Source organism: Pseudomonas sp. PAMC25584, assembly GCF_058135675.1.
In genome coordinates, this window is the sequence record NZ_CM176870.1 from 2,654,620 (window position 1) to 2,676,473 (window position 21,854).

Consider the following 21,854-nt stretch of genomic DNA (forward strand, 5'->3'; position numbering starts at 1 on the left):
GTTACGTCAGGCTGCGTATACCCGCGATTGCCTGCCGCCGCCATGCTGGAGCCCTCATTGCACAGGAGTCGCCCCATGGAACCACGATTGATCCGCTCCACACCGCTGTTGGCCCTGTCGCTGCTGGCGGCCAGCCTGTTCAGCCAGGGCGTGCTGGCCGATAACGAAGGCTTGGCCGTGACGCCCACCGAAGTCACCGTCGGCCAGTTGCACTCGGCCACCGGCACCATGGCGATTTCCGAGACCGGCTCGATCCAGGCCGAACGCCTGGCTATCGAGCAAATCAACGCTTCGGGCGGGATCCTGGGACGCCAGATCAAAGTGATCCAGGAGGACGGCGCCTCCGACTGGCCGACCTTCGCCGAAAAGGCCAAGAAGCTGCTGGTCAACGACAAAGTCGCCGCCGTGTTCGGTTGCTGGACCTCGGCCTCGCGCAAAGCCGTGCTGCCGATCTTCGAGAAAGAAAACGGCCTGCTCTACTACCCGACCTTCTACGAAGGCCTGGAACAGTCGAAAAATGTGATCTACACCGGGCAGGAAGCCACGCAGCAGATCCTCGCCAGCCTGGATTGGATCGCCAAGACCAAAGGCGCCAAGACCTTCTACCTGGTCGGCTCCGATTACATCTGGCCGCGCACGTCGATGAAGATCGCCCGCAAGCACATTGAAAACGTACTGCACGGCAGCGTGGTCGGCGAAGACTACTACCCACTCGGCAACACCCAGTTCGGCTCGCTGATCAACAAGGTCAAGCTGAAAAAACCTGACGTGGTGTTCGCCGCCGTGGTGGGCGGTTCCAACGTGGCGTTCTACAAACAACTCAACGCGGCAGGCGTGAACGCGTCCAAGCAAACCCTGCTGACCCTGTCGGTCACCGAAGACGAACTGCTCGGCATCGGCGGCGAAAACATGGCCGGCTTCTACGCCTCGATGAAGTACTTCCAGAGCCTGGACAACCCGAACAACAAAGCCTTCGTCGAAGCCTTCAAGGCCAAGTACGGCAAGGACGCAGTGATCGGCGACGTGACCCAGGCGGCCTACCTCGGCCCGTGGCTGTGGAAAGCGGCGGTGGAGAAGGCCGGCAGTTTCGACGTGGATAAAGTCGTCGCCGCCTCACCGGGCATCGAGCTGAAAACCGCGCCAGAAGGTTATGTGAAGGTCCACGAGAACCACCACCTGTGGAGCAAGTCGCGCATCGGCGAAGTGCTGCCCAACGGCCAGTTCAAGGTGATCTACGAGTCGGATCTGATCGAACCGAATCCGTTTCCAAAAGGTTACCAATAACCCTCAGGCACACCGATTCAAATGTGGGAGGGGGCTTGCCCCCGATAGCGGTGGTTCAGTCAACTGATTGGCTACTGATACACCGCCATCGGGGGCAAGCCCCCTCCCACACAGAGCAACAGCAGACTGCATTTCATCTCTCTGTAGGAGACCATCATCATGGAATGGCTATCGGAATTTGGAGCCATCGCGGCGATGCAGGGGTTCAACGGTTTGTCCGTGTTCTGCGTGCTGTTGCTGATGGCGTTGGGACTGGCAATCATCTTCGGCCAGATGGGCGTGATCAACATGGCCCACGGTGAATTCCTGACCATCGGCGCCTACACCACCTACGTGTGTTCCAGCCTCACCGCGCACTTTGCGCCGAGCTTTCAACCCTATTACTTCTTCTTCGCCATTGCCTTGTCGTTCCTCGTTGCCGGCGCCGTCGGCTGGTTGGTCGAATGGGCGATGATCAGTCGCTTGTACAAGCGGCCGCTGGACACGCTGCTGGCGACCTGGGGCCTGTCTTTGGTCATGCAGCAAACCTTCCGCTCGGTGTTCGGCGCCCGCGAAGTCAGTGCCGAGCCACCGGCCTGGTTGATGGGCTCGGTGAACTTCACCGATGCGATTGAAATCCCGCGCAACGGCCTGTTCATGATGGCCCTGACCGTGCTGCTGACGGCGGCGATCTTCCTGATGTTGTACCGCTCGCGTTGGGGCTTGCAGGTGCGCGCCACGGTGCAGAACCGCCTGATGAGCCGCGCGGTCGGGATCAATACGCGCAAGGTCGACCGCATGACCTTCGCCCTCGGTTGCGGCGTGGCCGGGGTGGCCGGTGCGGCGTTCACCACCATCGGGTCAACCGGGCCGACGGCGGGCTCGCAGTACATCGTCGACACCTTTCTGGTCGTGGTGTTCGGCGGCGCGCAAAGCCTGTTTGGCACCATCGCCTCGGCGTTCGTGATCGCGCAGACGCAATCGCTGTCGGAGTTTTTCCTGAGTGGCTCGATGGCCAAGGTGCTGACCTTGTCCTCGGTGATTCTGATCCTGATGCTGCGCCCGCAAGGGTTGTTCTCCATCAAAGTGCGCAAGTAGAGGCGAGCAGATGAAGGCTTTAGACAAGCTGCTGGGCGGCCAGCAAAACCTGATCGGCATCGTGCTGCTGGCGTTGCTGATTCTCGTGGTGTTCCCCCTGACCCTGGATGCGTTCCGGCTGAACATGGTCGGCAAGTACCTGACCTACGCGTTTGTCGCGGTGGGGCTGGTGCTGTGCTGGGGCTATGGCGGCATTCTCAGCCTGGGGCAGGGCGTGTTCTTTGGGGTGGGCGGCTACTGCATGGCGATGTTCCTCAAGCTGGAGGCGTCGGACCCGCAGAGCACCAAGATCCAGTCCACACCGGGCATTCCGGACTTCATGGACTGGAACCAGATCACCGAGTTGCCCTGGCTGTGGCAGCCGTTTCACAGCTTTGGCTTTACCGTCGTCGCGGTGGTCGCCGTGCCGGTGCTGCTGGCTTTTATCATCGGCATGGCGCTGTTCAAACGGCGCGTGGGCGATGTGTATTTTTCCATCGTGACCCAGGCGATTGCGCTGATCCTCACGGTACTGATCGTCGGCCAGCAAGGGCTGACCGGCGGCGTCAACGGCATCACCGACCTCAAGACCTTGCTCGGTTGGGACCTGCGCACCGACAGCGCGAAGCTGATCCTGTACTTCATCAACGCCGGCTTGCTGTTTGGCTGCATCTTTATCGGCCGCTTCATTCTCGCGTCCAAGCTCGGCCGCCTGCTGATGGCCATGCGCGACAAGGAAGAGCGCGTGCGTTTCTCCGGGTATGACGTGGCCAGTTTCAAGATCTTCGTGTTCTGCGTGGCTGCGGCGTTTTCGGCGATTGGCGGCGCCATGTTCGCCTTGCAGGTGGGCTTTATGTCGCCGTCGTTCGTCGGCATCGTGCCGTCGATCGAGATGGTGATCTTTGCCGCCGTGGGCGGGCGCATGTCGCTGCTCGGCGCGGTGTATGGCGCGCTGCTGGTGAACTACGGCAAGACCTACTTTTCCGAGTCCTTTCCCGAGCTGTGGCTGTACCTGATGGGCGGGCTGTTTATCGCCGTGGTCATGTACTTCCCCAATGGCCTGGCCGGGTTGTGGGACAGCCACGGTCGGCAGGCATTGGCCCGACTGTTGCGCCGTCAACCGCCGATGAAAGCCGTGGCGCCGGTGGTCAAGCCCAAGACTGAAAGCAAAATCCTGGAGACCCAGCCATGACCGCCGTCGGCTTTGAAATGAACAAACCGGTGTTGGCCATCGAAGGCCTGACCGTGTCATTCGACGGCTTCAAGGCCGTCGACAACCTCAACCTGTATATCGACCGCAACGAAGTGCGTGTGGTCATCGGCCCCAACGGTGCCGGCAAGACCACGGTGCTCGACCTGATCTGCGGCAAGACCCGCGCCACCAGCGGCAGCATCCAGTTCGACGGCCAGGAACTGACCAAAATGCGCGAGTACAACATCGTGCGCGCCGGGGTCGGGCGCAAGTTCCAGAACCCGTCGATCTACGAAAACCTCACGGTGTTCGAGAACCTCGAGATGTCCTACCCGGCGGGTCGCAAGGTCTGGGGCGCGCTGTTTTTCAAGCGCAATGCCCAGGTGATCGCACGGGTGGAAGAGGTGGCGCGGGAGATCTTCCTTGGCGAGTTGCTGCAACAACAGGCGGACTTGCTGTCCCACGGGCAAAAGCAATGGCTGGAGATCGGCATGCTGCTGATGCAGGACCCCGAGCTGCTGATGCTCGACGAGCCCGTGGCCGGCATGAGCGTCAACGAGCGCGCGCAAACGGCGGAACTGCTCAAGCGCATCAGCCAGGGCCGCTCGGTGCTGGTGATCGAGCACGACATGGAGTTTGTCAAAAGCATCGCGCACAAAGTCACGGTGCTGCACCAGGGCAAGGTGCTCGCCGAGGGCAGCATGGAGTCGGTGCAAAGCAATCCGAAAGTCATCGAAGTGTATTTGGGCCACTGAGGAGTCCGGCATGTTCAAGATCGACCAGCTGTCATGCGGCTACGGGCAGAGCCAGATCCTCCACGACCTGGACCTGAACGTGGCCAAGCGCGAGATCGTCGCGGTGATGGGCCGCAATGGCATGGGCAAGACCACGTTGTTCAAGAGCTTGATGGGCATCCTGCCGCAGTGGAAAGGCCAGGTCAGCGTGGACGGACACGACGTGTCGGCGCTGGAAACCCATGAACGGGTCGAGCGCGGGATTGCCTATGTCCCCCAGGGCCGCATGATTTTTCCGAGCATGACGGTGCTGGAAAATATCCAGACCGGCCTGCCGGCCTCCGCGCGGGGCAAGGTGCCGGAGGATTTGTACGCGCTGTTCCCGGTGCTGTACGACATGCAATCGCGCAAAGGCGGCAACCTGTCCGGCGGGCAACAGCAACAGCTGGCGATTGCGCGGGCGCTGGCGACCAACCCCAAGGTGCTGCTGCTGGATGAACCGACGGAGGGCATTCAGCCGTCGATCATCAAGGACATTGCACGCACGCTGAAGGAGATTCGCAACCTGCGCGATCTGACTATCGTGGTCTCGGAGCAGGTGCTGTCGTTCACCCTGGAAATCGCCGACCGCTTTTTGGTGATCGAAAAGGGCCGCTTCGTGATCGAAGAGACGCGGGACCGGGTCGACGAGGCGACGATCAGCCGCTACCTGTCCGTCTAAACCACACAGGTCAACTGTGGGAGCGGGCTTGCTCGCGATGGCGGTCTATCAGTCAATCAAACTGTGACTGATAGACCGCCATCGCGAGCAAGCCCGCTCCCACATTTTTTGCGTATTCCAAGCAACCTTTTTATACGTCATCCAACGTATTCCCCGTTTTACCCCGCTCCCCGAGACTGGTTTCAACGCCACAAGCCATCCGTCCAGGAGCCAGTCCATGACCGAAACGCTGATCAAAGTCGACCTCAACCAACCCGTCACCGAAAACGAGCAGATCCACAACCGTTGGCACCCGGACATCCCGATGGCCTGCTGGGTCAAGCCGGGCGATGACTTCATCCTCGAAACCTACGACTGGACCGCCGGCGCGATCAAGAACAACGACGACGCCAGCGACGTGCGCGATGTGGACCTGTCCACCGTGCATTACCTGTCCGGCCCGGTGGGTGTGCACGGCGCCGAGCCGGGCGATTTGCTGGTGGTGGACTTGCTCGACATCGGCGCCAAGGCCGACTCCCAGTGGGGCTTCAACGGCTTCTTCTCGCGGCAGAACGGCGGGGGCTTTCTCACTGATCACTTCCCCAGTGCGCAAAAGGCGATCTGGGATTTCAAGGGTATGTTCACCAGCTCGCGGCACATTCCGGGAGTGAACTTCGCCGGCCTGATCCACCCTGGCCTGATCGGCTGCCTGCCGGACCCGGTGATGCTCGCCGACTGGAACCGCCGCGAACAGGAACTGATCGACACCAACCCCACCCGCGTACCGCCGCTGGCCAACGCGCCGCTGGCCGCCACCGCGCACATGGGCAAGCTCAAGGGCCAGGCCCGCGACGATGCCGCCGCCACGGGCGCGCGCACCGTGCCGCCGCGTGAGCATGGTGGTAACTGCGATATCAAGGACTTGTCACGCGGCTCGAAGATCTTCTTCCCGGTCTACGTCAACGGCGCCGGGCTGTCGGTGGGCGACTTGCACTTCAGCCAGGGCGACGGCGAAATCACCTTTTGCGGCGCCATCGAAATGGCCGGCTGGGTGCACATGAAGGTCGAGCTGATCAAGGGCGGCATGGCCAAGTACGGGATCAAGAACCCGGTGTTCAAGCCGAGCCCGATCACCCCGAACTACCAGAATTACCTGATCTTCGAGGGCATCTCGGTGGACGAACAGGGCCAGCAGCATTACCTGGACGTCAACGTCGCGTACCGCCAGGCGTGCCTGAATGCGATCAACTACCTGACCAAGTTCGGCTACTCACCGGCCCAGGGTTATGCGTTGCTCGGCTCGGCACCGGTGCAGGGGCATATCAGCGGCGTGGTGGATATTCCGAATGCATGCGCGACCTTGTGGCTGCCTACGGAAATCTTCGAGTTCGATATCAACCCCAACGCCAACGGCCCGACCCGGTTCCTCGACGGCAGCGTCGACCTGCCCATCGCCCCGGACCTGTAGCCATGCCGACCTACGAATACGCCTGCGAGGCGTGCGGTACGTTCACGATGTTGCGGCCGATCGCCCAGCGCAACGAACCCAGCCAGTGCCCGTACTGCGCAGGGCCGGGGGGGCAGTTGCGGGTATCGGCCCCGGCCTTGCAAACGCTGTCGGCCAACCAGCGCAAGGCCATCGCCGGCAACGAGCGCAGCGCCCACGCGCCGCAAACGCTCGGCGAGTACCAGGAAAACCGCCGACACCCAGCCGGATGCGGCTGCTGCGGCGCCAGTAAAAAGGTTGAACCGAGCAAGGCCAACCCGCTGGGCCTCAAGACCAAAACCGGGCCACGGCCGTGGATGATCAGTCACTAGACCAGGAGCGTTGCAATGCGTCATGCCTTGGGCGATGGCGACAGCCGGATGACCGGTGGCTGGTTTCTGTGCAATAGGCTTGCAGTCTGAATATTTTTGACTAATATAACCCGGGTAAAACAAATACTACCCGGGTATAAAACATGGATTCGCAAACCCCCCCTCGTTGCACCGCTTTCGTTCACCACCAACGTGTGGTGGACGGCCCCTATGCCCACGTTGCCCAGGCGTTGGCGGGCCTTGACCTGCCCTCCGGCAGCTTTCTGGTCTTCGACGATGCCAGCGGCACCCAGGTCGATTACCCTTGGCCCTTAGGTTATGCACCCGCGTTACCCGCGCCCGCAGAGGCGCAAGATGAGCCGCCCGCGGCCCCTACGGTCGGGCGCCCCAAGCTGGGCGTGGTCGCCCGCGAAGTCACTTTGCTACCGCGCCACTGGGAGTGGTTGGGCCAGCAGCGTGGCGGTGCGTCGGCCGCGTTGCGGCGGTTGGTGGATGAAGCGCGCAATGCTCATGCCTGCCGTGATCAAATGCGCCAGGCCAAGGAGGCCAGCTATCGTTTCATGAGCGCCATCGGCGGTGACCTGCCGGGTTTCGAAGAAGCCTCGCGGGCGCTGTTTGCGCTGGACGCCGCAGACTTTTCCAATAAGATCGCGCTCTGGCCGGTGGACGTGCAGACGTACCTGGCCTGGCTGTCGCGCAACGCTTTTACTGCCTGATTATCATCCAGGGACCCGAATTACCATGGAAGTCACCCAACAACGCCCGCTGTGGCAGATCTACCTGATCTTCCTCGCACCGATGGTGCTGTCCAACTTTCTGCAGAGCTTTTCCGGCACGCTCAATGGCATCTATGTCGGGCAAATGCTCGGTACCCAGGCGCTGGCGGCGGTGTCGGGGATGTTCCCCATCGTGTTTTTCTTTATCGCCCTGGTGATCGGCCTGGGGGCGGGGGCCTCGGTGTTGATCGGCCAGGCCTGGGGCGCCCGGGAAATCCATATGGTCAAGGCAATCACCGGCGCCACCCTGACCCTGGGCGCGCTGGTGGGCTTGGTTGCGGCGGTGCTCGGCAGTCTGTTTGCGCGTCCGGCACTCCAGGCGCTGGGCACGCCGGGGGACGTGCTGGACGACGCGGTAGGCTATGCCCAGGTGATGATGCTGATCATGCCGCTGCTGCTGGTGTTTATTCTCTACACCCAGTTGCTGCGCGGTGTCAGTGACACGGTTTCGCCGTTGCTGGCGTTGATGGTCTCGACGTTCGTCGGCCTGCTGCTGACGCCAGCGCTGATCCGCGGCTGGATCGGCCTGCCGCCCATGGGAATCCAGAGCGCGGTGTATGCCGGCCTGGTGGGGAACGCAGCGGCCATGCTGTATCTGATCCTGCGCCTGCGGCATAAAAACCATGTGATGGCGCCGGACCGCGAATTGCTCGCGGCCTTGCGGTTGGACCGCGTGATTCTCGGCAAAGTCTTGCGCATTGGGCTGCCCACCGGACTCCAGATGGTGGTGCTGTCGCTGTCGGAGCTGGTCATCCTGGCCCTGGTCAACAGCCACGGCTCCCAGGCCACGGCGGCCTATGGCGCGGTGACGCAGATCGTCAACTATGTGCAGTTTCCGGCGCTGTCGATTGCCATTACTGCGTCGATCCTCGGTGCCCAGGCGATTGGTGCCGGGCGCCTGGAACGTATCGGGCCGATCCTGCGCACCGGGTTGCTGATCAATACCTGCCTGACCGGCGGCCTGATCCTGCTCGGCTACCTGCTGTCGCACTGGTTGCTCGGCCTGTTCATCACCGACGACGCCGCGCGGATCAAGGCCGAACACCTGCTGCATATCATGCTGTGGAGCATTCTGGTGTTCGGCTTCCAGGCCGTGATAGGCGGGATCATGCGCGCCAGCGGCGTCGTGCTGATGCCGGTGGCGATTTCGATCTTCTGTGTGCTCGGCGTGGAATTGCCGGTGGCCTACCTGCTCAATGCGCAGTTCGGCCTGGAAGGGGTGTGGATGGCGTTTCCGCTGACGTACCTGGCGATGCTCGGTTTGCAGACCGCGTATTACCGGCTGGTGTGGCGGCATAAACAGATCACCCGGTTGGTGTGATAAAAGGTTGCGCAAATCAAGGAAAGAAGGCGTTTCAGTCATGGCAAATCCCTACGCCGAATTGTTCCAGGCGCCCGGCGCCCGGGCTTTCGTACTGGCCGGCATGCTCGCGCGCATGCCCATCTCCATGACCGGTATCGGCGTGATTACCATGCTCTCGCAGGTGCATGGCGGCTACGGCCTGGCCGGCTCGGTGGCGGCGGTGTTCGCCCTGGCCACGGCATTTTGTGCGCCGCAGGTGTCACGGCTGGTCGACCGCTACAGCCAGGGCAGGGTGTTGCCGATCGCTGCGCTGCTCGGCGGTGGGGCATTGTTGTTGCTGTTGCTGAGTACGCGTTTGCAGGCGCCGAACTGGGTGTTGTTTGTGTTCGCCGCGCTGGCCGGTTGCATGCCCAACATGTCGGCGATGGTGCGGGCACGCTGGACCGAGTTGTACCGGGGCCAGCCCAAGCTGCAGACCGCGTTTGCCCTGGAGTCGGTGCTCGACGAGGTGTGCTTTATCATCGGCCCGCCGATTTCGGTGGGGTTGAGCGTGGTGCTGTTTCCGGAGGCCGGGCCTTTGGTGGCGGCGTTGCTGTTGGCAGTCGGCGTCACTGCGTTCGTGATGCAACGCCAGAGCGAGCCGCCCGTGCATGAACGCCATGATCATCACGACCGCTGGCTGATCGCTTCGCCTTCGGTGTTGATCCTGATGATCCTGTTGCTGGCCATGGGGGTGATTGTCGGTGTGGTGGACGTGGTCAGCGTCGCTTTTGCCCAGCACCAGGGCCAACCGGCGGCGGCAAGTATTGTGCTGTCGGTGTATGCCATCGGCTCGTGTCTGGCCGGTCTGGCCTTTGGCACCCTCAAGCTCAAAGCCGCGTTGCCTCGCCAGTTCCTGTGCTGCGGGGTGGCCACGGCGTTGACGACCTTGCCGTTGTTGCTGGTGACCAATATCCCCGGCCTTGCGGTGGCAATCTTCATCTCCGGGCTGTTCTTTGCCCCAACCCTGATCGTGTCCATGGCCCTGGTGGAGCGGATCGTGCCGCCGAGCCGCCTGACCGAAGGCATGACCTGGCTGATCACCGGCCTGAGCATCGGCGTAGCCATCGGTGCCGCCAGCTCCGGCTGGATGATCGACCACTTCGGCGCGGCCAGCGGGTTCTGGGTGGCGCTGGCGGCGGGAGCGGTGGTGCTCGGCGCGGCCGTGTTGGGCAGTCGGCGGTTGGGCTAGTCAGCCAATCGCCGGGGCCGGTTCGGCGCAGTGATGTAGCAAAAACTCATTCAGCGCCTGGCGCGTCAGGTCGTTGAGCGTGACTTTTTTACGGCTCGCCGCCAGCGCGGCCGCCAGGTGCAGGTCATGGCCGACGCGCACATTGAACGAGCCTTTGCACGGCTTCTCCGGCGTTTGCCCCAGGGCCTGGCAGGTCTTGATGTAGTCATCCACGGCCTCGCGAAAGGCCGCGTCCAGCTCTGCGACGGTTTTCCCTTCGTAGCTCACCAACGCCTTGATGAACAGGATTTTGCCGAACAGGCAGTTGTCGTCGAGGCTGGCTTCGATAGAGCCGATGTAGCCTTTGTGTTTGAGTGGGTTGTTCACTGAATCAGTTCTCCTGATTTCAATTGTTCGATGATCTGGCGCCGAATGTAGTGCTTCAGTTCGTTGCCGGGGTGCGGCTTGTGCAACGTGATCATTGCACTCGGGTCACCGATGTCGAACTTGACGCGGCTTCCAGCGCCTTCGATCTGCGTGTAGCCAAGGCGACGCAACAGCGTGACGCGCTCGGGCCAGGTAAATGCCATGTGCTCGTTGAGCAATTTGGCTAGCAGCTTCTCTTTTTTTGGACACGGCGTTCACCGCGTGTAACTAAATTTAGTTGCACGATGTGGTGTGCGTCAATGCTAGCCCGACTTCGTGCGCCTTTCCCGAGATTGATGTAACCCCTGATGACGCGTCGCTCGACGCCCGCCATCCCCCCGCTAATTTTTGCCTGTCCGGTTCGTTTTATAGGGACGACGTGCCTTTGTGCTTCCCGCCTATTGCTCCGGACTCCAAGAAATGAATGCTGAAGACTCCTTGAAACTCGCTCGCCGGTTTATCGGGTTGCCCCTGGAAAAACGCCAACTGTTCCTGCAGGCGCTGCAGAAGGAAGGGGTGGATTTTTCCCGGTTCCCGATTCCGGCAGGGGTGGAGGCGGCGGATCGCCAGGCGTTGTCCTACGCGCAGCAGCGCATGTGGTTCCTTTGGCAACTCGACCCGGCCAGCGGCGCCTACAACCTGCCGGGGGCGGTGCGGCTCAAGGGCGCACTGAGTCTGAGCGCTATGCGGCAGGCGTTCTCTAGTCTGGTGGCGCGCCATGAAACCTTGCGCACGGTGTTCCAGCGCCAGGCTGATGAGCGCCTGGCGCAAGTCGCGGTCGAGCCGTCGTTGGCGGTCGAGCCGCTCGATCTGAGCGCGCTGGCCCCCGCCGAGCGCGAGCAGGCGGTCAACGACGCGCTCATCGGTCAATCGCTGCTGCCGTTCGACCTGGAGCACGGCCCGCTGCTGCGCGTGCAATTGCTCAAGCTGGACGCGCAGGAGCACGTCTTGCTGCTGACCTTGCACCACATCGTCTCCGATGGCTGGTCGATGAACGTGCTGATCGACGAGTTCATCCGCTGCTACGACGCCCATGAGCGCAACAAGGCACCGCAACTGCCGCCATTGCCGATCCAATACAGCGACTACGCCCTGTGGCAGCGCCGTTGGCTGGAAGCGGGGGAGCAGGCCCGTCAGCTCGAATACTGGCAAGCGCGCCTGGGCGACGAGCATCCGGTACTGGAGTTGCCGACCGATCGTCCGCGCCCGGCCATGCCCAGCTACCTGGGCACGCGCCATTCCTTCGCGATTGAGCCAGCCCTGGCCGCGCAACTGCGCCGCTGTGCGCAACAACACAACGTCACCCTGTTCATGCTGCTGCTCGGCGGGTTCAACGTATTGCTGCATCGCTATACCGGCCAGGGCGACATCCGCATCGGCGTGCCGATCGCCAACCGTAACCGCAGTGAAGTCGAAGGGTTGATCGGCTTTTTCGTCAACACCCAGGTGCTGCGCACCGAGCTCACCGGGCAGACCCGTGTCGCCGAGCTGCTGCAGGACATCCGGGAGCACGCCCTGGGCGCCCAGGCTCACCAGGATTTGCCGTTCGAACGCCTGGTCGAAGCGCTGAAGGTCGAACGCAGCCTGAGCCATACGCCGCTGTTCCAGGTGATGTACAACCACCAGCCGGTGGTGGCGGACATGGCCTCGGTCCGTACCGCTTCCGGCCTGGAACTGGCCCTGGTCGAGGGGCAAGGCCGCACCACTCAGTTCGATTTGACCCTGGACACCTATGAACAAGCCGGCACCCTGCAGGCCGCGCTGACCTATGCCAACGACCTGTTCGACGCGCCCTCCATCGCACGCATGGCGCGGCACTGGATCAGCCTGTTGCAGGCGATGGTCGCCGACGGCGAACAGCGCATTGGCGAGTTGCCGATGCTGGCCGCCGACGAACAACACGTGGGGGTGCATGCCTGGAACCAGACCGCCGAGGCGTACCCGACCGAGCGCGCCATTCACCATTTGATCGAAGACCAAGTACAGCGCACGCCGGATGCGCCGGCGCTGGTGTTTGGCCACACCACCTTGACCTATGCCCAACTCGAGGCCCGCGCCAACCAACTGGCCCATGCCTTGCGCGAGCAGCAGGTCGGCCCCGATGTGCTGGTCGGTGTCTGTGTCGAGCGCTCGGTCGAGATGGTGGTCGGCCTGCTGGCGATCCTCAAGGCCGGCGGCGCCTACGTGCCGCTGGACCCGGAATATCCGCGTGAGCGCCTGGCCTACATGATCGAAGACAGTGGCGTGCGCCTACTGCTCAGCCAGCAGAGCCTGTTGCCGTTGCTGCCCGTCGAAGGCCTGCAGGTGATTGCCCTCGACCAGGCGGCGCAGTGGCTCGACGGTTACAGCCGCGCGGCGCCAGCGGTGCCGATCCACGCGCTGAACCTCGCCTATGTGATCTACACCTCCGGCTCCACCGGCCAACCCAAGGGCGCCGGTAACAGCCATCGTGCGCTGGTCAACCGCTTGTGCTGGATGCAACAGGCGTATGGCCTGGATGCCAGCGATGCGGTCTTGCAGAAAACCCCGTTCAGCTTTGACGTGTCGGTATGGGAGTTCTTCTGGCCGCTGATGACCGGCGCACGCCTGGTGGTCGCAGCGCCTGGCGAACACCGCGAGCCGGCGCGACTGATCGAAACCCTCGACGCGCAGGCGATCACGACCGTGCACTTCGTGCCGTCGATGCTCCAGGCCTTCATCCATGAGCCCGGCGTGCAACGTTGCAGGCGCCTCACGCGCATCGTGTGCAGCGGTGAAGCCTTGCCCGTGGACGCGCAAAACCAGGTGTTCGCCAAACTGCCGAACGCGGCGTTGTACAACCTCTATGGCCCGACCGAAGCCGCTATCGACGTGACTCACTGGACCTGCGTCGACGAAGGCGCGGCCAGCGTGCCCATCGGCCGGCCGATCGCCAACCTCGCCACCTACGCGCTCGACGCGCAACTCAACCCGGTGCCGGCCGGCGTTAGCGGCGAGCTGTACCTCGGCGGCACGGGCCTGGCGCGCAGTTATCAGCGTCGCCCGGCGCTGACCGCCGAGCGTTTTGTGCCGAGTCCGTTCATTGCTGGCGAACGCCTGTATCGCAGCGGCGACCGCGTGCGCCAACGCACCGATGGGGTGATTGAATACCTCGGCCGCCTCGACCATCAGGTCAAGCTGCGTGGCCTGCGCATTGAGCTCGGCGAAATCGAAACGCGCCTGCTGCAACACCCCGGCGTGCGCGAAGCGGTGGTGCTGGTGCATGGCGGCAAACAACTGGTGGCCTATTTGGTACTGGAAGGCCAAGCGCCGACTGACCTCAAGGCCTGGCTGCTCGGCAGGCTGCCGGAATACATGGTGCCGACGCATCTGATCGCCCTGGCGCAGTTGCCGGTGACCGCCAACGGCAAGCTGGATCGCAAGGCCCTGCCATTGCCGGACGCCGCCGCGCAGCAGACCTATAGCGCCCCGGAAACGCCCGTACAACAAACCCTGGCTGCGATCTGGAGCGATGTGCTTGGCATTTCGCAGGTCGGCCTGGACGACAACTTTTTCGAACTGGGCGGTGATTCAATCATCTCCATCCAGGTGGTCAGCCGCGCCCGTCAGGCGGGGATTCGCCTGAGCCCACGCGACCTGTTCCAGTACCAGAGCGTGCGCAGCCTGGCGTTGGTGGCGAGCCTGGAGTCTGCTATCACGATTGACCAAGGCCCGGTCAGCGGTGAAGTAATCCTGACGCCGGTGCAGCAGGGCTTCTTCGCCCAGGCGATCCCGGCGCGTGAACATTGGAACCAGTCGCTGTTGCTGACCCCGCGTGAGGCGCTGGAGCCTGCACGGCTGGACGCGGCCTTAACGCAGTTGATCAACCATCACGATGCCCTGCGCCTGCGTTTTACCCAGCAGGCCGGTGGCTGGCGGCAAGCTCACGCGGCCCCAGTTGCGGCGTCCGTGTTGTGGCAATCCTACGCCGCGAGCGACGCCGAACTGGCGGCGCTGTGCGATGAAGCCCAACGCAGCCTCGATCTCGAACAAGGGCCGCTGCTGCGCGCGGCATTGGTGAGCTTGGCCGATGGCAGCCAGCGCGTGTTGCTGGTGGTGCATCACCTGGTGGTCGATGGCGTGTCCTGGCGCATCCTGCTCGAAGACCTGCAACAGGCGTACCGCGCGCAAACGCTGCCGAGCAAAACCAGCGCCTACCAGCATTGGGCCCAGCAACTGCAGGCCTACGCGGCAACGCTCAACGCGCAATTGCCTTACTGGCAGGCACAGTCCTTGGACGCCGATCTGCCGTGCGACAACCCCCAGGGCGGCCTGCAAAACCGCCTGGGCACCACGCTCGAAATGCGCCTTAACGCCGAACAGACCCGCCAACTGCTGCACGACGCCCCGGCGGCGTACCGCACCCAGGTCAACGACCTGCTGCTGACGGCCTTGGCGCGGGTGATCAGTCGTTGGAGCGGCCAGCCCGCTGCGCTGATCCAGTTGGAAGGGCATGGCCGCGAAGACCTGTTCGATGCGCTCGACCTGACGCGCACGGTCGGTTGGTTCACCAGCCTGTTCCCGGTGCGCCTGCAAGGCGACGGCGAGCTGTCGAGCGCGATCAAATCGGTCAAGCAACAACTGCGCGCCGTGCCCGACAAAGGCCTGGGCTACGGTGTGTTGCGCTACCTCGGTACGCCCGAGGCGCGCGAATCCCTCGCAGGCCTTGGCGCACCGCGCATCACCTTCAACTACCTGGGCCAGTTCGACCGCCAGTTCAATGAGTCGGCGCTGTGGGTGCCGGCCAACCAGGGCAGTGGCCAGGCCCAGGACCCCGAAGCAGCGTTGGCCAACTGGCTGACGGTGGAAGGGCAGGTGTACGGCGGCGAGCTTGCGCTGCGATGGGGCTTCAGCCGCGAGATGTTCGAGGCTTCGACCATTCAAGGCCTGGTGGACGATTACCGGCGCGAACTGCTGGCCCTGATCGAACACTGCGTCGACCCGCAACACGGCGGTTTCACCCCCGTCGATGTCGACCTGGCGCGCCTCACCCAGCAGCAACTGGATGACCTGGCGCTGTCGCCCAGAGAGGTGCAGGACCTGTACCCGCTGTCGCCGATGCAACAGGGCATGCTGTTCCACAGCCTGTACCAACAGGGCCAGGACGACATCTACGTCAGCCAACTGCGCGCCGACATCCACGGCCTCGACGTGCCGCGTTTCCGGCGCGCCTGGGAGCACGCACTGGCGCGGCACGCCATGCTGCGCACCGGGTTTGTCTGGCAGGATGCCCAGGCGCAGCCGCTGCAGGCGGTGTATCACACGCTCGGTTTGCCGTTCGCCGAATATGACTGGCAGGCCCGGCCAGATCAGCAGGCAGCACTGGATGCCTTGGGCGAATCGACCCGGGCGCAAGGTTTTGTGTTGGAACACGCGCCGCTGCTGAGCCTGAAACTGGTGCGTACCGGTGTCGATCGCTTTCACCTGATCTACACCAATCACCACATTCTGCTGGATGGCTGGAGCCGCGCGCAGCTATTCGGCGAGGTCTTGCAGCACTATGCCGGGCGGCCGTTGGCCGCACTGCAAGGGCATTACCGCGACTACATCGGTTGGCTGCAGGCCCAGGACGCGGCGGCCAGCGAGGCGTTCTGGAAAAGCCAACTGACGGCGTTGCAGGAGCCGACGCGCCTGGCGCGTGGCACGCCGTCGGGTCACCCGTCGGCCAAGGGCAGCTACGAGCTGGCGCTTAGCACCGAGCAGACCGCGCAACTCAAGGCTTTCGCCCAGGCACACAAAGTCACCCTGAACACCCTCGTGCAAGGCGCCTGGGCGTTATTGCTGCAACGCCACACCGGCCAGGACAGCGTGGTGTTCGGCGCGACGGTTTCCGGGCGGCCCGCCGGCTTGGCGGGCGTGGAGCAGCAGGTCGGGCTGTTCATCAACACGTTGCCGGTGATCACCACGCCGAGCCCGACGCTGTGGGTCGCTGACTGGTTGCAGCAGCTCCAGCAACAGAACCTGAGCCTGCGTGAACACGAGCACACGCCGCTGTTCGACATCCAGCGATGGGCCGGGGCCAGCGGTGCCGCATTGTTCGACACGCTGTTGGTGTTTGAAAACTACCCGGTGTCCACCGCGCTGGCCGCCGGTGCGCCGGCCGGGCTGGCCTTCAGCAACGTGCAGAACCTCGAACAAACCCATTACCCGCTGACGGTGCTGCTGGGGGCAGGGGCTGCGTTGGCGTTCGAGTTCAGCTTTGATGTGCAGTTGTTCAGTGAGGCGCAGATTCGGCAGTTGGCCGAACACTTCCAGTACCTCCTGCACGGCTTGGCCAGTGCGACGCCGCAGCGGTTGGGGGATTTGCCGTCGCTGACGGACGCAGCACGCCGGCAGGTGCTGTACGACTGGAACGCCACGGCGCGCGATTACCCGCTGCAGCGTTGCGTGCATCAGTTGATCGAAGCGCAGGTGGCGCGCACGCCGCACGCACCCGCCTTGGTGTTCGGCCAACAGCGCCTGGATTATGCCGAGCTGAACCGCCGCGCCAACCGCTTGGCCCATCGCTTGATGGACGCCGGCGTGGGCCCCGATGTGCTGGTCGGGCTGGCGCTGGAACGTTCCATCGACATGGTCGTCGGCCTGTTGGCGGTGCTCAAGGCCGGTGGCGCTTACGTGCCGCTGGACCCGGACTACCCGCGTGAACGCCTGGCTTATATGCTCGAAGACAGTGGCGTGAAGTTGCTGCTGACCCAGGCGCATTGGCTGGAACAGCTGCCGATTCCCCAAGGCTTGCAAACTCTGCTGTTGGGCGAGTCAACCTTTGAAGGCTACCGCGAGCACAACCCAGACGTTGCCCTGCACGGCGAAAACCTCGCCTATGTGATCTACACCTCCGGCTCCACCGGCCAGCCCAAAGGCGCCGGCAACCGGCATGCGGCCCTGACCAACCGCTTGCTGTGGATGCAGGAAGCCTACGCCCTCGACCTCGGCGACGCGGTGCTGCAAAAGACCCCATTCAGCTTCGACGTGTCGGTGTGGGAGTTCTTCTGGCCGTTGATGACCGGCTCACGCCTGGTGGTCGCCGCGCCGGGTGACCATCGCGAGCCGGCCAGGTTGATCGACCTGATCAATGCCGAACGCATCACCACGCTGCACTTCGTGCCGTCGATGTTGCAGGCGTTCCTGCAAGAGCCGGCGGTCGCTACCTGCCACAGCTTGCGGCGCATCGTGTGCAGCGGCGAGGCGCTGGCGGTGGACGCGCAGCAGCAAGTCTTCGCCAAGTTACCGCAGGCCCGGCTCTACAACCTGTACGGCCCGACCGAAGCGGCGATCGACGTGACCCACTGGACGTGCGTCGATGAAGGTCGCGATGCGGTACCGATTGGCCGTCCGATTGCCAACCTGGGTGGCTACATCCTCGACAATCACCTCGAACCGGCCCCGGTCGGTGTCTTGGGTGAGTTGTACCTGGGCGGCGTCGGCCTGGCCCGGGGTTACCATCGCCGTCCTGCATTGACTGCCGAACGCTTCATCGCGCATCCCTTCGTCAACGGCGAACGTCTGTATCGCACCGGCGACCTGGCGCGTTATCGCGATGACGGCGTAATCGAATACGCCGGTCGCATCGATCATCAAGTCAAGCTGCGCGGCTTGCGCATTGAACTGGGCGAGATCGAAGCGCGCCTGCTGGAACACGACCTTGTGCGTGAAGCCGCAGTGCTGGCGGTCGACGGCCAATACCTGGTGGGTTACCTGGTGCTGCAAGACGCTGGCGATGATTGGCGCGATGCAGTCAGCGCGCATTTGGCTTGCCATCTACCGGACTACATGGTCCCGGCGCAATGGCAATTGCTGGCACGCATGCCCCTTAGCCCCAACGGCAAACTCGACCGCAAGGCGCTGCCCAAACCGCAGGCCGCCAACCGCGAGTACCGCGCACCGCACAGCGAGCGCGAGCAGCAGATCGCCGCGATCTGGGCCGAGGTGCTGGAGCTGGAACGCGTCGGCCTGAACGACAACTTCTTCGAACTGGGCGGGCATTCCCTGCTGGCCACGCAAGTGGTGTCACGCCTGCGCCATGGCCTGGGCCTCGATGTGGGCTTGAAGGCGCTGTTCGATCAACCGGCGCTGGGCGATTTTATCCGCACCTTGGCGCCGGCATGTCTTGAAACCAGCCGCATCGAGCGGGTTGAACGCGACCAACCGCTGGCCTTGTCCTATGCGCAGGAGCGTCAGTGGTTTCTCTGGCAACTGGACCCGCACAGCGCCGCCTACCATGTGCCACGGGCCTTGCGCCTCAAGGGCCGGCTTGACCACGCGGCTTTGCAGCGGGCCTTCGACAGCCTGGTGGCGCGCCACGAAAGCCTGCGCACCCACGTGCAACAAGAGGCCGAGCACACCGTGCAGGTGATCCGCCCGTCGGCGCGGATCGAACTGGCCTTGGTCGACATTGACGCAACCGCCCTCAAAGCGCGGGTGCAGGCCTGCGTTACCCAGCCATTCGACCTGCGCCAGGGCCCGCTGATGCGCGTCAGCCTGTTGCGCCTGGCTGCGGATGAGCATGTCTTGGTGCTGGTGCAGCACCACATCATCTCCGATGGCTGGTCGATGCAGGTAATGGTCGACGAGCTGGTGCAGCTCTACGCCGCCTATAGCCAGGGCCAGGCCCTGCAATTGCCGGCGTTGCCGATCCAATACGTCGACTATGCGCTGTGGCAACGCCGTTGGATGGACGCCGGGGAGAAGGCCCGCCAACTCGCGTACTGGCGTGCAGTGCTCGGTGGCGAGCAGCCCGTGCTGGAACTGCCGTTCGATCACCAACGCCCGGCCGTGCCGACCCATCGCGGTGCGCGCTTGAATATCGCGCTGGCGGCGCCGTTGCTTGACGCTCTCAAGACCCTGGCCCAAGGCGAAGGCGTGACGCTGTTCATGCTGTTGCTGGCGTCGTATCAAGTCTTGTTGCACCGCTACAGCGGCCAGCAGGATATCCGCGTCGGCGTGCCGATCGCCAACCGCAACCGCGTGGAAACCGAGCGCCTGCTCGGCTTCTTCGTCAACACCCAGGTGCTCAAGGCCGAGATCGATGGGCACACCACCGTCCGCCAACTGTTGGCCCAGGTCAAACAGCGTGCGCTGGAGGCGCAGGCGCACCAGGACCTGCCGTTCGAACAGCTGGTCGAGGCTTTGCAGCCGGAGCGCAGCCTTAGTTTGAGCCCATTGTTCCAGGTTGCGTTCAACCACCATGTCAGCCGGTCCGGCCGGCATTTACAACGCCTGGCGCAGTTGGACATGAGCCCGGTGAGCTGGGACGAAACGGTCGCGCAATTCGACTTGACCCTGGATATCGAGGAGTCCGACGAGCAACTGGGCGCATCGCTGAGTTACGCCACCGATCTGTTCGAAGCCTCCACCATCGAGCGCATGGCGCGACACTGGCAGAACCTGTTGCAGGCGATGGTTGCCGACCAGCAGCAAAGCATCGCCCAGTTGAACCTGTTGGACAGCGATGAGCAGCAGCACATTTTGCAGCTGTGGGATCGCACCGATTCGGGCTTCTCGGCCCAGCGTCTGGTACACGAATTGGTCGCCGACCGTGCACGGGAAACCCCCGGTGCGGTGGCGGTGAAGTTCGATGCGCAGCACTTGACCTATGGCGAGCTGGATCGCCAGGCCAACCGCCTGGCCCATGCCCTGATCGCCCGTGGCATTGCTCCGGAAGTGCGTGTGGCGATTGCCCTGCCGCGCAGTGCCGAGAGCTTGGTGGCGTTCCTTGCCGTGCTCAAAGCGGGTGGCGTGTACGTGCCGCTGGATGTCGAATACCCGCGTGATCGCCTGCTCTACATGATGCAGGACAGCAATGCGAAGTTGCTGTTGACGCACAGCCGAGTCATGCAGCAACTGCCGCTGGCCGAGGGCCTGGACACCCTGGCGATTGATAATCGCGAGGCGTGGGCCGATTACAGCGACACCGCACCAGAGGTCACGCTGCACGGCGACAACCTCGCCTACGTGATCTACACCTCCGGCTCCACCGGCCTGCCCAAAGGCGTGGCCGTCGCCCACGGCCCGTTGGTGGCGCACATCATCGCCACCGGCGAACGCTACGAAACCACGCCGGCCGATTGCGAATTGCACTTCATGTCGTTCGCCTTCGACGGTTCCCACGAAGGCTGGATGCACCCGTTGATCAACGGCGCCAGCGTGCTGATCCGCGACGACAGCCTCTGGTTGCCGGAGCACACCTACGCGCAGATGCATCGCCACAACGTGACGATGGCGGTGTTCCCGCCGGTGTACCTGCAACAACTGGCCGAACATGCCGAACGCGACGGCAATCCACCGGCCGTGCGCGTGTATTGCTTCGGCGGTGATGCGGTGGCGCAGGCTAGCTACGACCTGGCTTGGCGTGCGCTTAAACCGACGTACTTGTTCAATGGCTACGGCCCGACCGAAACCGTGGTCACGCCACTGCTGTGGAAGGCCCGCCGAGGCGACCCGTGCGGCGCGGTTTACGCGCCCATCGGCACACTGCTGGGCAACCGCAGCGGCTACGTATTGGACGCGCAACTCAACCTGCAACCGATCGGCGTGGCCGGCGAGCTGTACCTGGGCGGCGAGGGCGTTGCTCGTGGTTATCTCGACCGTCCTGCGTTAACGGCTGAGCGCTTTGTGCCGGACCCGTTCGGCAAAGCCGGCAGCCGCGTCTACCGCAGCGGCGACCTGACCCGTGGCCGTGCGGATGGCGTGGTCGACTACCTCGGCCGCGTCGACCATCAAGTGAAAATCCGTGGCTTTCGCATCGAACTGGGCGAAATCGAAGCGCGGCTGCGCGAACAGGACAGCGTCAGCGAAAGCGTGGTGGTGGCCCAGGACGGTCCGACCGGCAAGCAGTTGGTGGCCTATGTCGTACCGGCCGATCCCGCTTTGATCAACGAAGTCGAGTTCCGCGACGCCCTGCGCCGCGCACTCAAGACCCGTCTGCCGGATTACATGCTGCCCACGTATTTCATGTGCATGGCGCAGATGCCGCTGACCCCCAACGGCAAGCTCGACCGCAAGGGCCTGCCCACGCCGGACGCGAGCCAGTTGCAGCAGCACTATGTGGCCCCCGAAACCGAGTTGGAGCAGCAGATCGCCGCGATCTGGGCCGATGTGCTGCGCCTGCCGCAAGTGGGTCTCAACGACAACTTCTTCGAAGTCGGCGGCCATTCGCTGCTGGCGATCCAGATCACCTCGCGGGTCCAGGCCGAGTTGGGCCTGGAGGTGCCGTTGGTGGACGTGTTCCAGACCGAATCATTGCGCGCCTATGCCCAGGCAGCGGCGACGTTCCGCGCCGGTACCGCGCAAGATTTTGATGACCTTCGTGACTTTTTGAGCGAACTAGAGGCGATTTGA

General features: G+C 63.4%; 13 protein-coding genes. 11 read left to right on the top strand and 2 right to left on the bottom strand.

The genetic code is table 11. The features are described from left to right. Positions 1-75 precede the first annotated feature (75 nt). The 10 genes from urtA to ACS5Q8_RS12400 all read left to right on the top strand — a co-directional run bounded on the left by urtA (position 76) and on the right by ACS5Q8_RS12400 (position 10,094). Positions 76-1,284 carry an urea ABC transporter substrate-binding protein gene (urtA, locus tag ACS5Q8_RS12355; RefSeq protein WP_247399793.1) on the top strand — a complete coding sequence of 403 codons (1,209 nt, stop codon included), beginning with the start codon at positions 76-78 and terminating at the stop codon, positions 1,282-1,284. Positions 1,285-1,443: 159 nt separating this feature from the next. Then, on the top strand, positions 1,444-2,361 hold the full coding sequence (urtB, locus tag ACS5Q8_RS12360) for an urea ABC transporter permease subunit UrtB (protein ID WP_010564283.1): 918 nt from the start codon (positions 1,444-1,446) through the stop codon (positions 2,359-2,361). Positions 2,362-2,371: 10 nt separating this feature from the next. Continuing rightward, positions 2,372-3,532, top strand: coding sequence for an urea ABC transporter permease subunit UrtC (gene urtC / locus ACS5Q8_RS12365; RefSeq protein WP_443695477.1), 1,161 nt, complete (start codon positions 2,372-2,374; stop codon positions 3,530-3,532). Beyond that, a complete protein-coding gene (gene urtD, locus ACS5Q8_RS12370; RefSeq protein WP_247399797.1) occupies positions 3,529-4,287 on the top strand; it encodes an urea ABC transporter ATP-binding protein UrtD in 759 nt (252 codons plus the stop codon). The genes urtC and urtD overlap by 4 nt, the downstream gene beginning before the upstream one ends. Positions 4,288-4,297: 10 nt before the next feature. Further along, the gene (gene urtE, locus ACS5Q8_RS12375; protein ID WP_046383753.1) at positions 4,298-4,987 is read left to right on the top strand and encodes an urea ABC transporter ATP-binding subunit UrtE; all 690 of its coding nucleotides are present in this window, start codon (positions 4,298-4,300) and stop codon (positions 4,985-4,987) included. Between the two features lie 217 nt (positions 4,988-5,204). Beyond that, the gene (fmdA, locus tag ACS5Q8_RS12380) at positions 5,205-6,434 is read left to right on the top strand and encodes a formamidase (protein WP_465160243.1); all 1,230 of its coding nucleotides are present in this window, start codon (positions 5,205-5,207) and stop codon (positions 6,432-6,434) included. Between the two features lie 2 nt (positions 6,435-6,436). After that, positions 6,437-6,784 (top strand): FmdB family zinc ribbon protein, encoded by a 348-nt coding sequence (locus tag ACS5Q8_RS12385; RefSeq protein WP_253396519.1) that lies wholly within the window; start codon positions 6,437-6,439, stop codon positions 6,782-6,784. Between the two features lie 143 nt (positions 6,785-6,927). Then, on the top strand, positions 6,928-7,500 hold the full coding sequence (locus ACS5Q8_RS12390) for a DUF2239 family protein (RefSeq protein ID WP_465160244.1): 573 nt from the start codon (positions 6,928-6,930) through the stop codon (positions 7,498-7,500). 25 nt (positions 7,501-7,525) lie between these two features. Next, positions 7,526-8,881 (top strand): MATE family efflux transporter, encoded by a 1,356-nt coding sequence (locus ACS5Q8_RS12395; protein ID WP_443695480.1) that lies wholly within the window; start codon positions 7,526-7,528, stop codon positions 8,879-8,881. Between the two features lie 40 nt (positions 8,882-8,921). Beyond that, positions 8,922-10,094 (top strand): MFS transporter, encoded by a 1,173-nt coding sequence (locus tag ACS5Q8_RS12400; RefSeq protein ID WP_443697958.1) that lies wholly within the window; start codon positions 8,922-8,924, stop codon positions 10,092-10,094. Here the strand turns inward: ACS5Q8_RS12400 and ACS5Q8_RS12405 are convergent, their stop codons facing one another. Both ACS5Q8_RS12405 and ACS5Q8_RS12410 read right to left on the bottom strand, forming a co-directional pair. Further along, the gene (locus ACS5Q8_RS12405; protein ID WP_276197736.1) at positions 10,095-10,460 is read right to left on the bottom strand and encodes a type II toxin-antitoxin system HicB family antitoxin; all 366 of its coding nucleotides are present in this window, start codon (positions 10,458-10,460) and stop codon (positions 10,095-10,097) included. It lies immediately after the preceding gene. Further along, positions 10,457-10,663 carry a type II toxin-antitoxin system HicA family toxin gene (locus ACS5Q8_RS12410; RefSeq protein WP_276197737.1) on the bottom strand — a complete coding sequence of 69 codons (207 nt, stop codon included), beginning with the start codon at positions 10,661-10,663 and terminating at the stop codon, positions 10,457-10,459. The genes ACS5Q8_RS12405 and ACS5Q8_RS12410 overlap by 4 nt, the downstream gene beginning before the upstream one ends. A 256-nt stretch (positions 10,664-10,919) precedes the next feature. Here ACS5Q8_RS12410 and ACS5Q8_RS12415 point away from each other — a divergent pair, with 256 nt between their 5' ends. After that, positions 10,920-21,854, top strand: a complete 10,935-nt coding sequence (locus ACS5Q8_RS12415; protein ID WP_465160245.1) for a non-ribosomal peptide synthase/polyketide synthase — start codon at positions 10,920-10,922, stop codon at positions 21,852-21,854.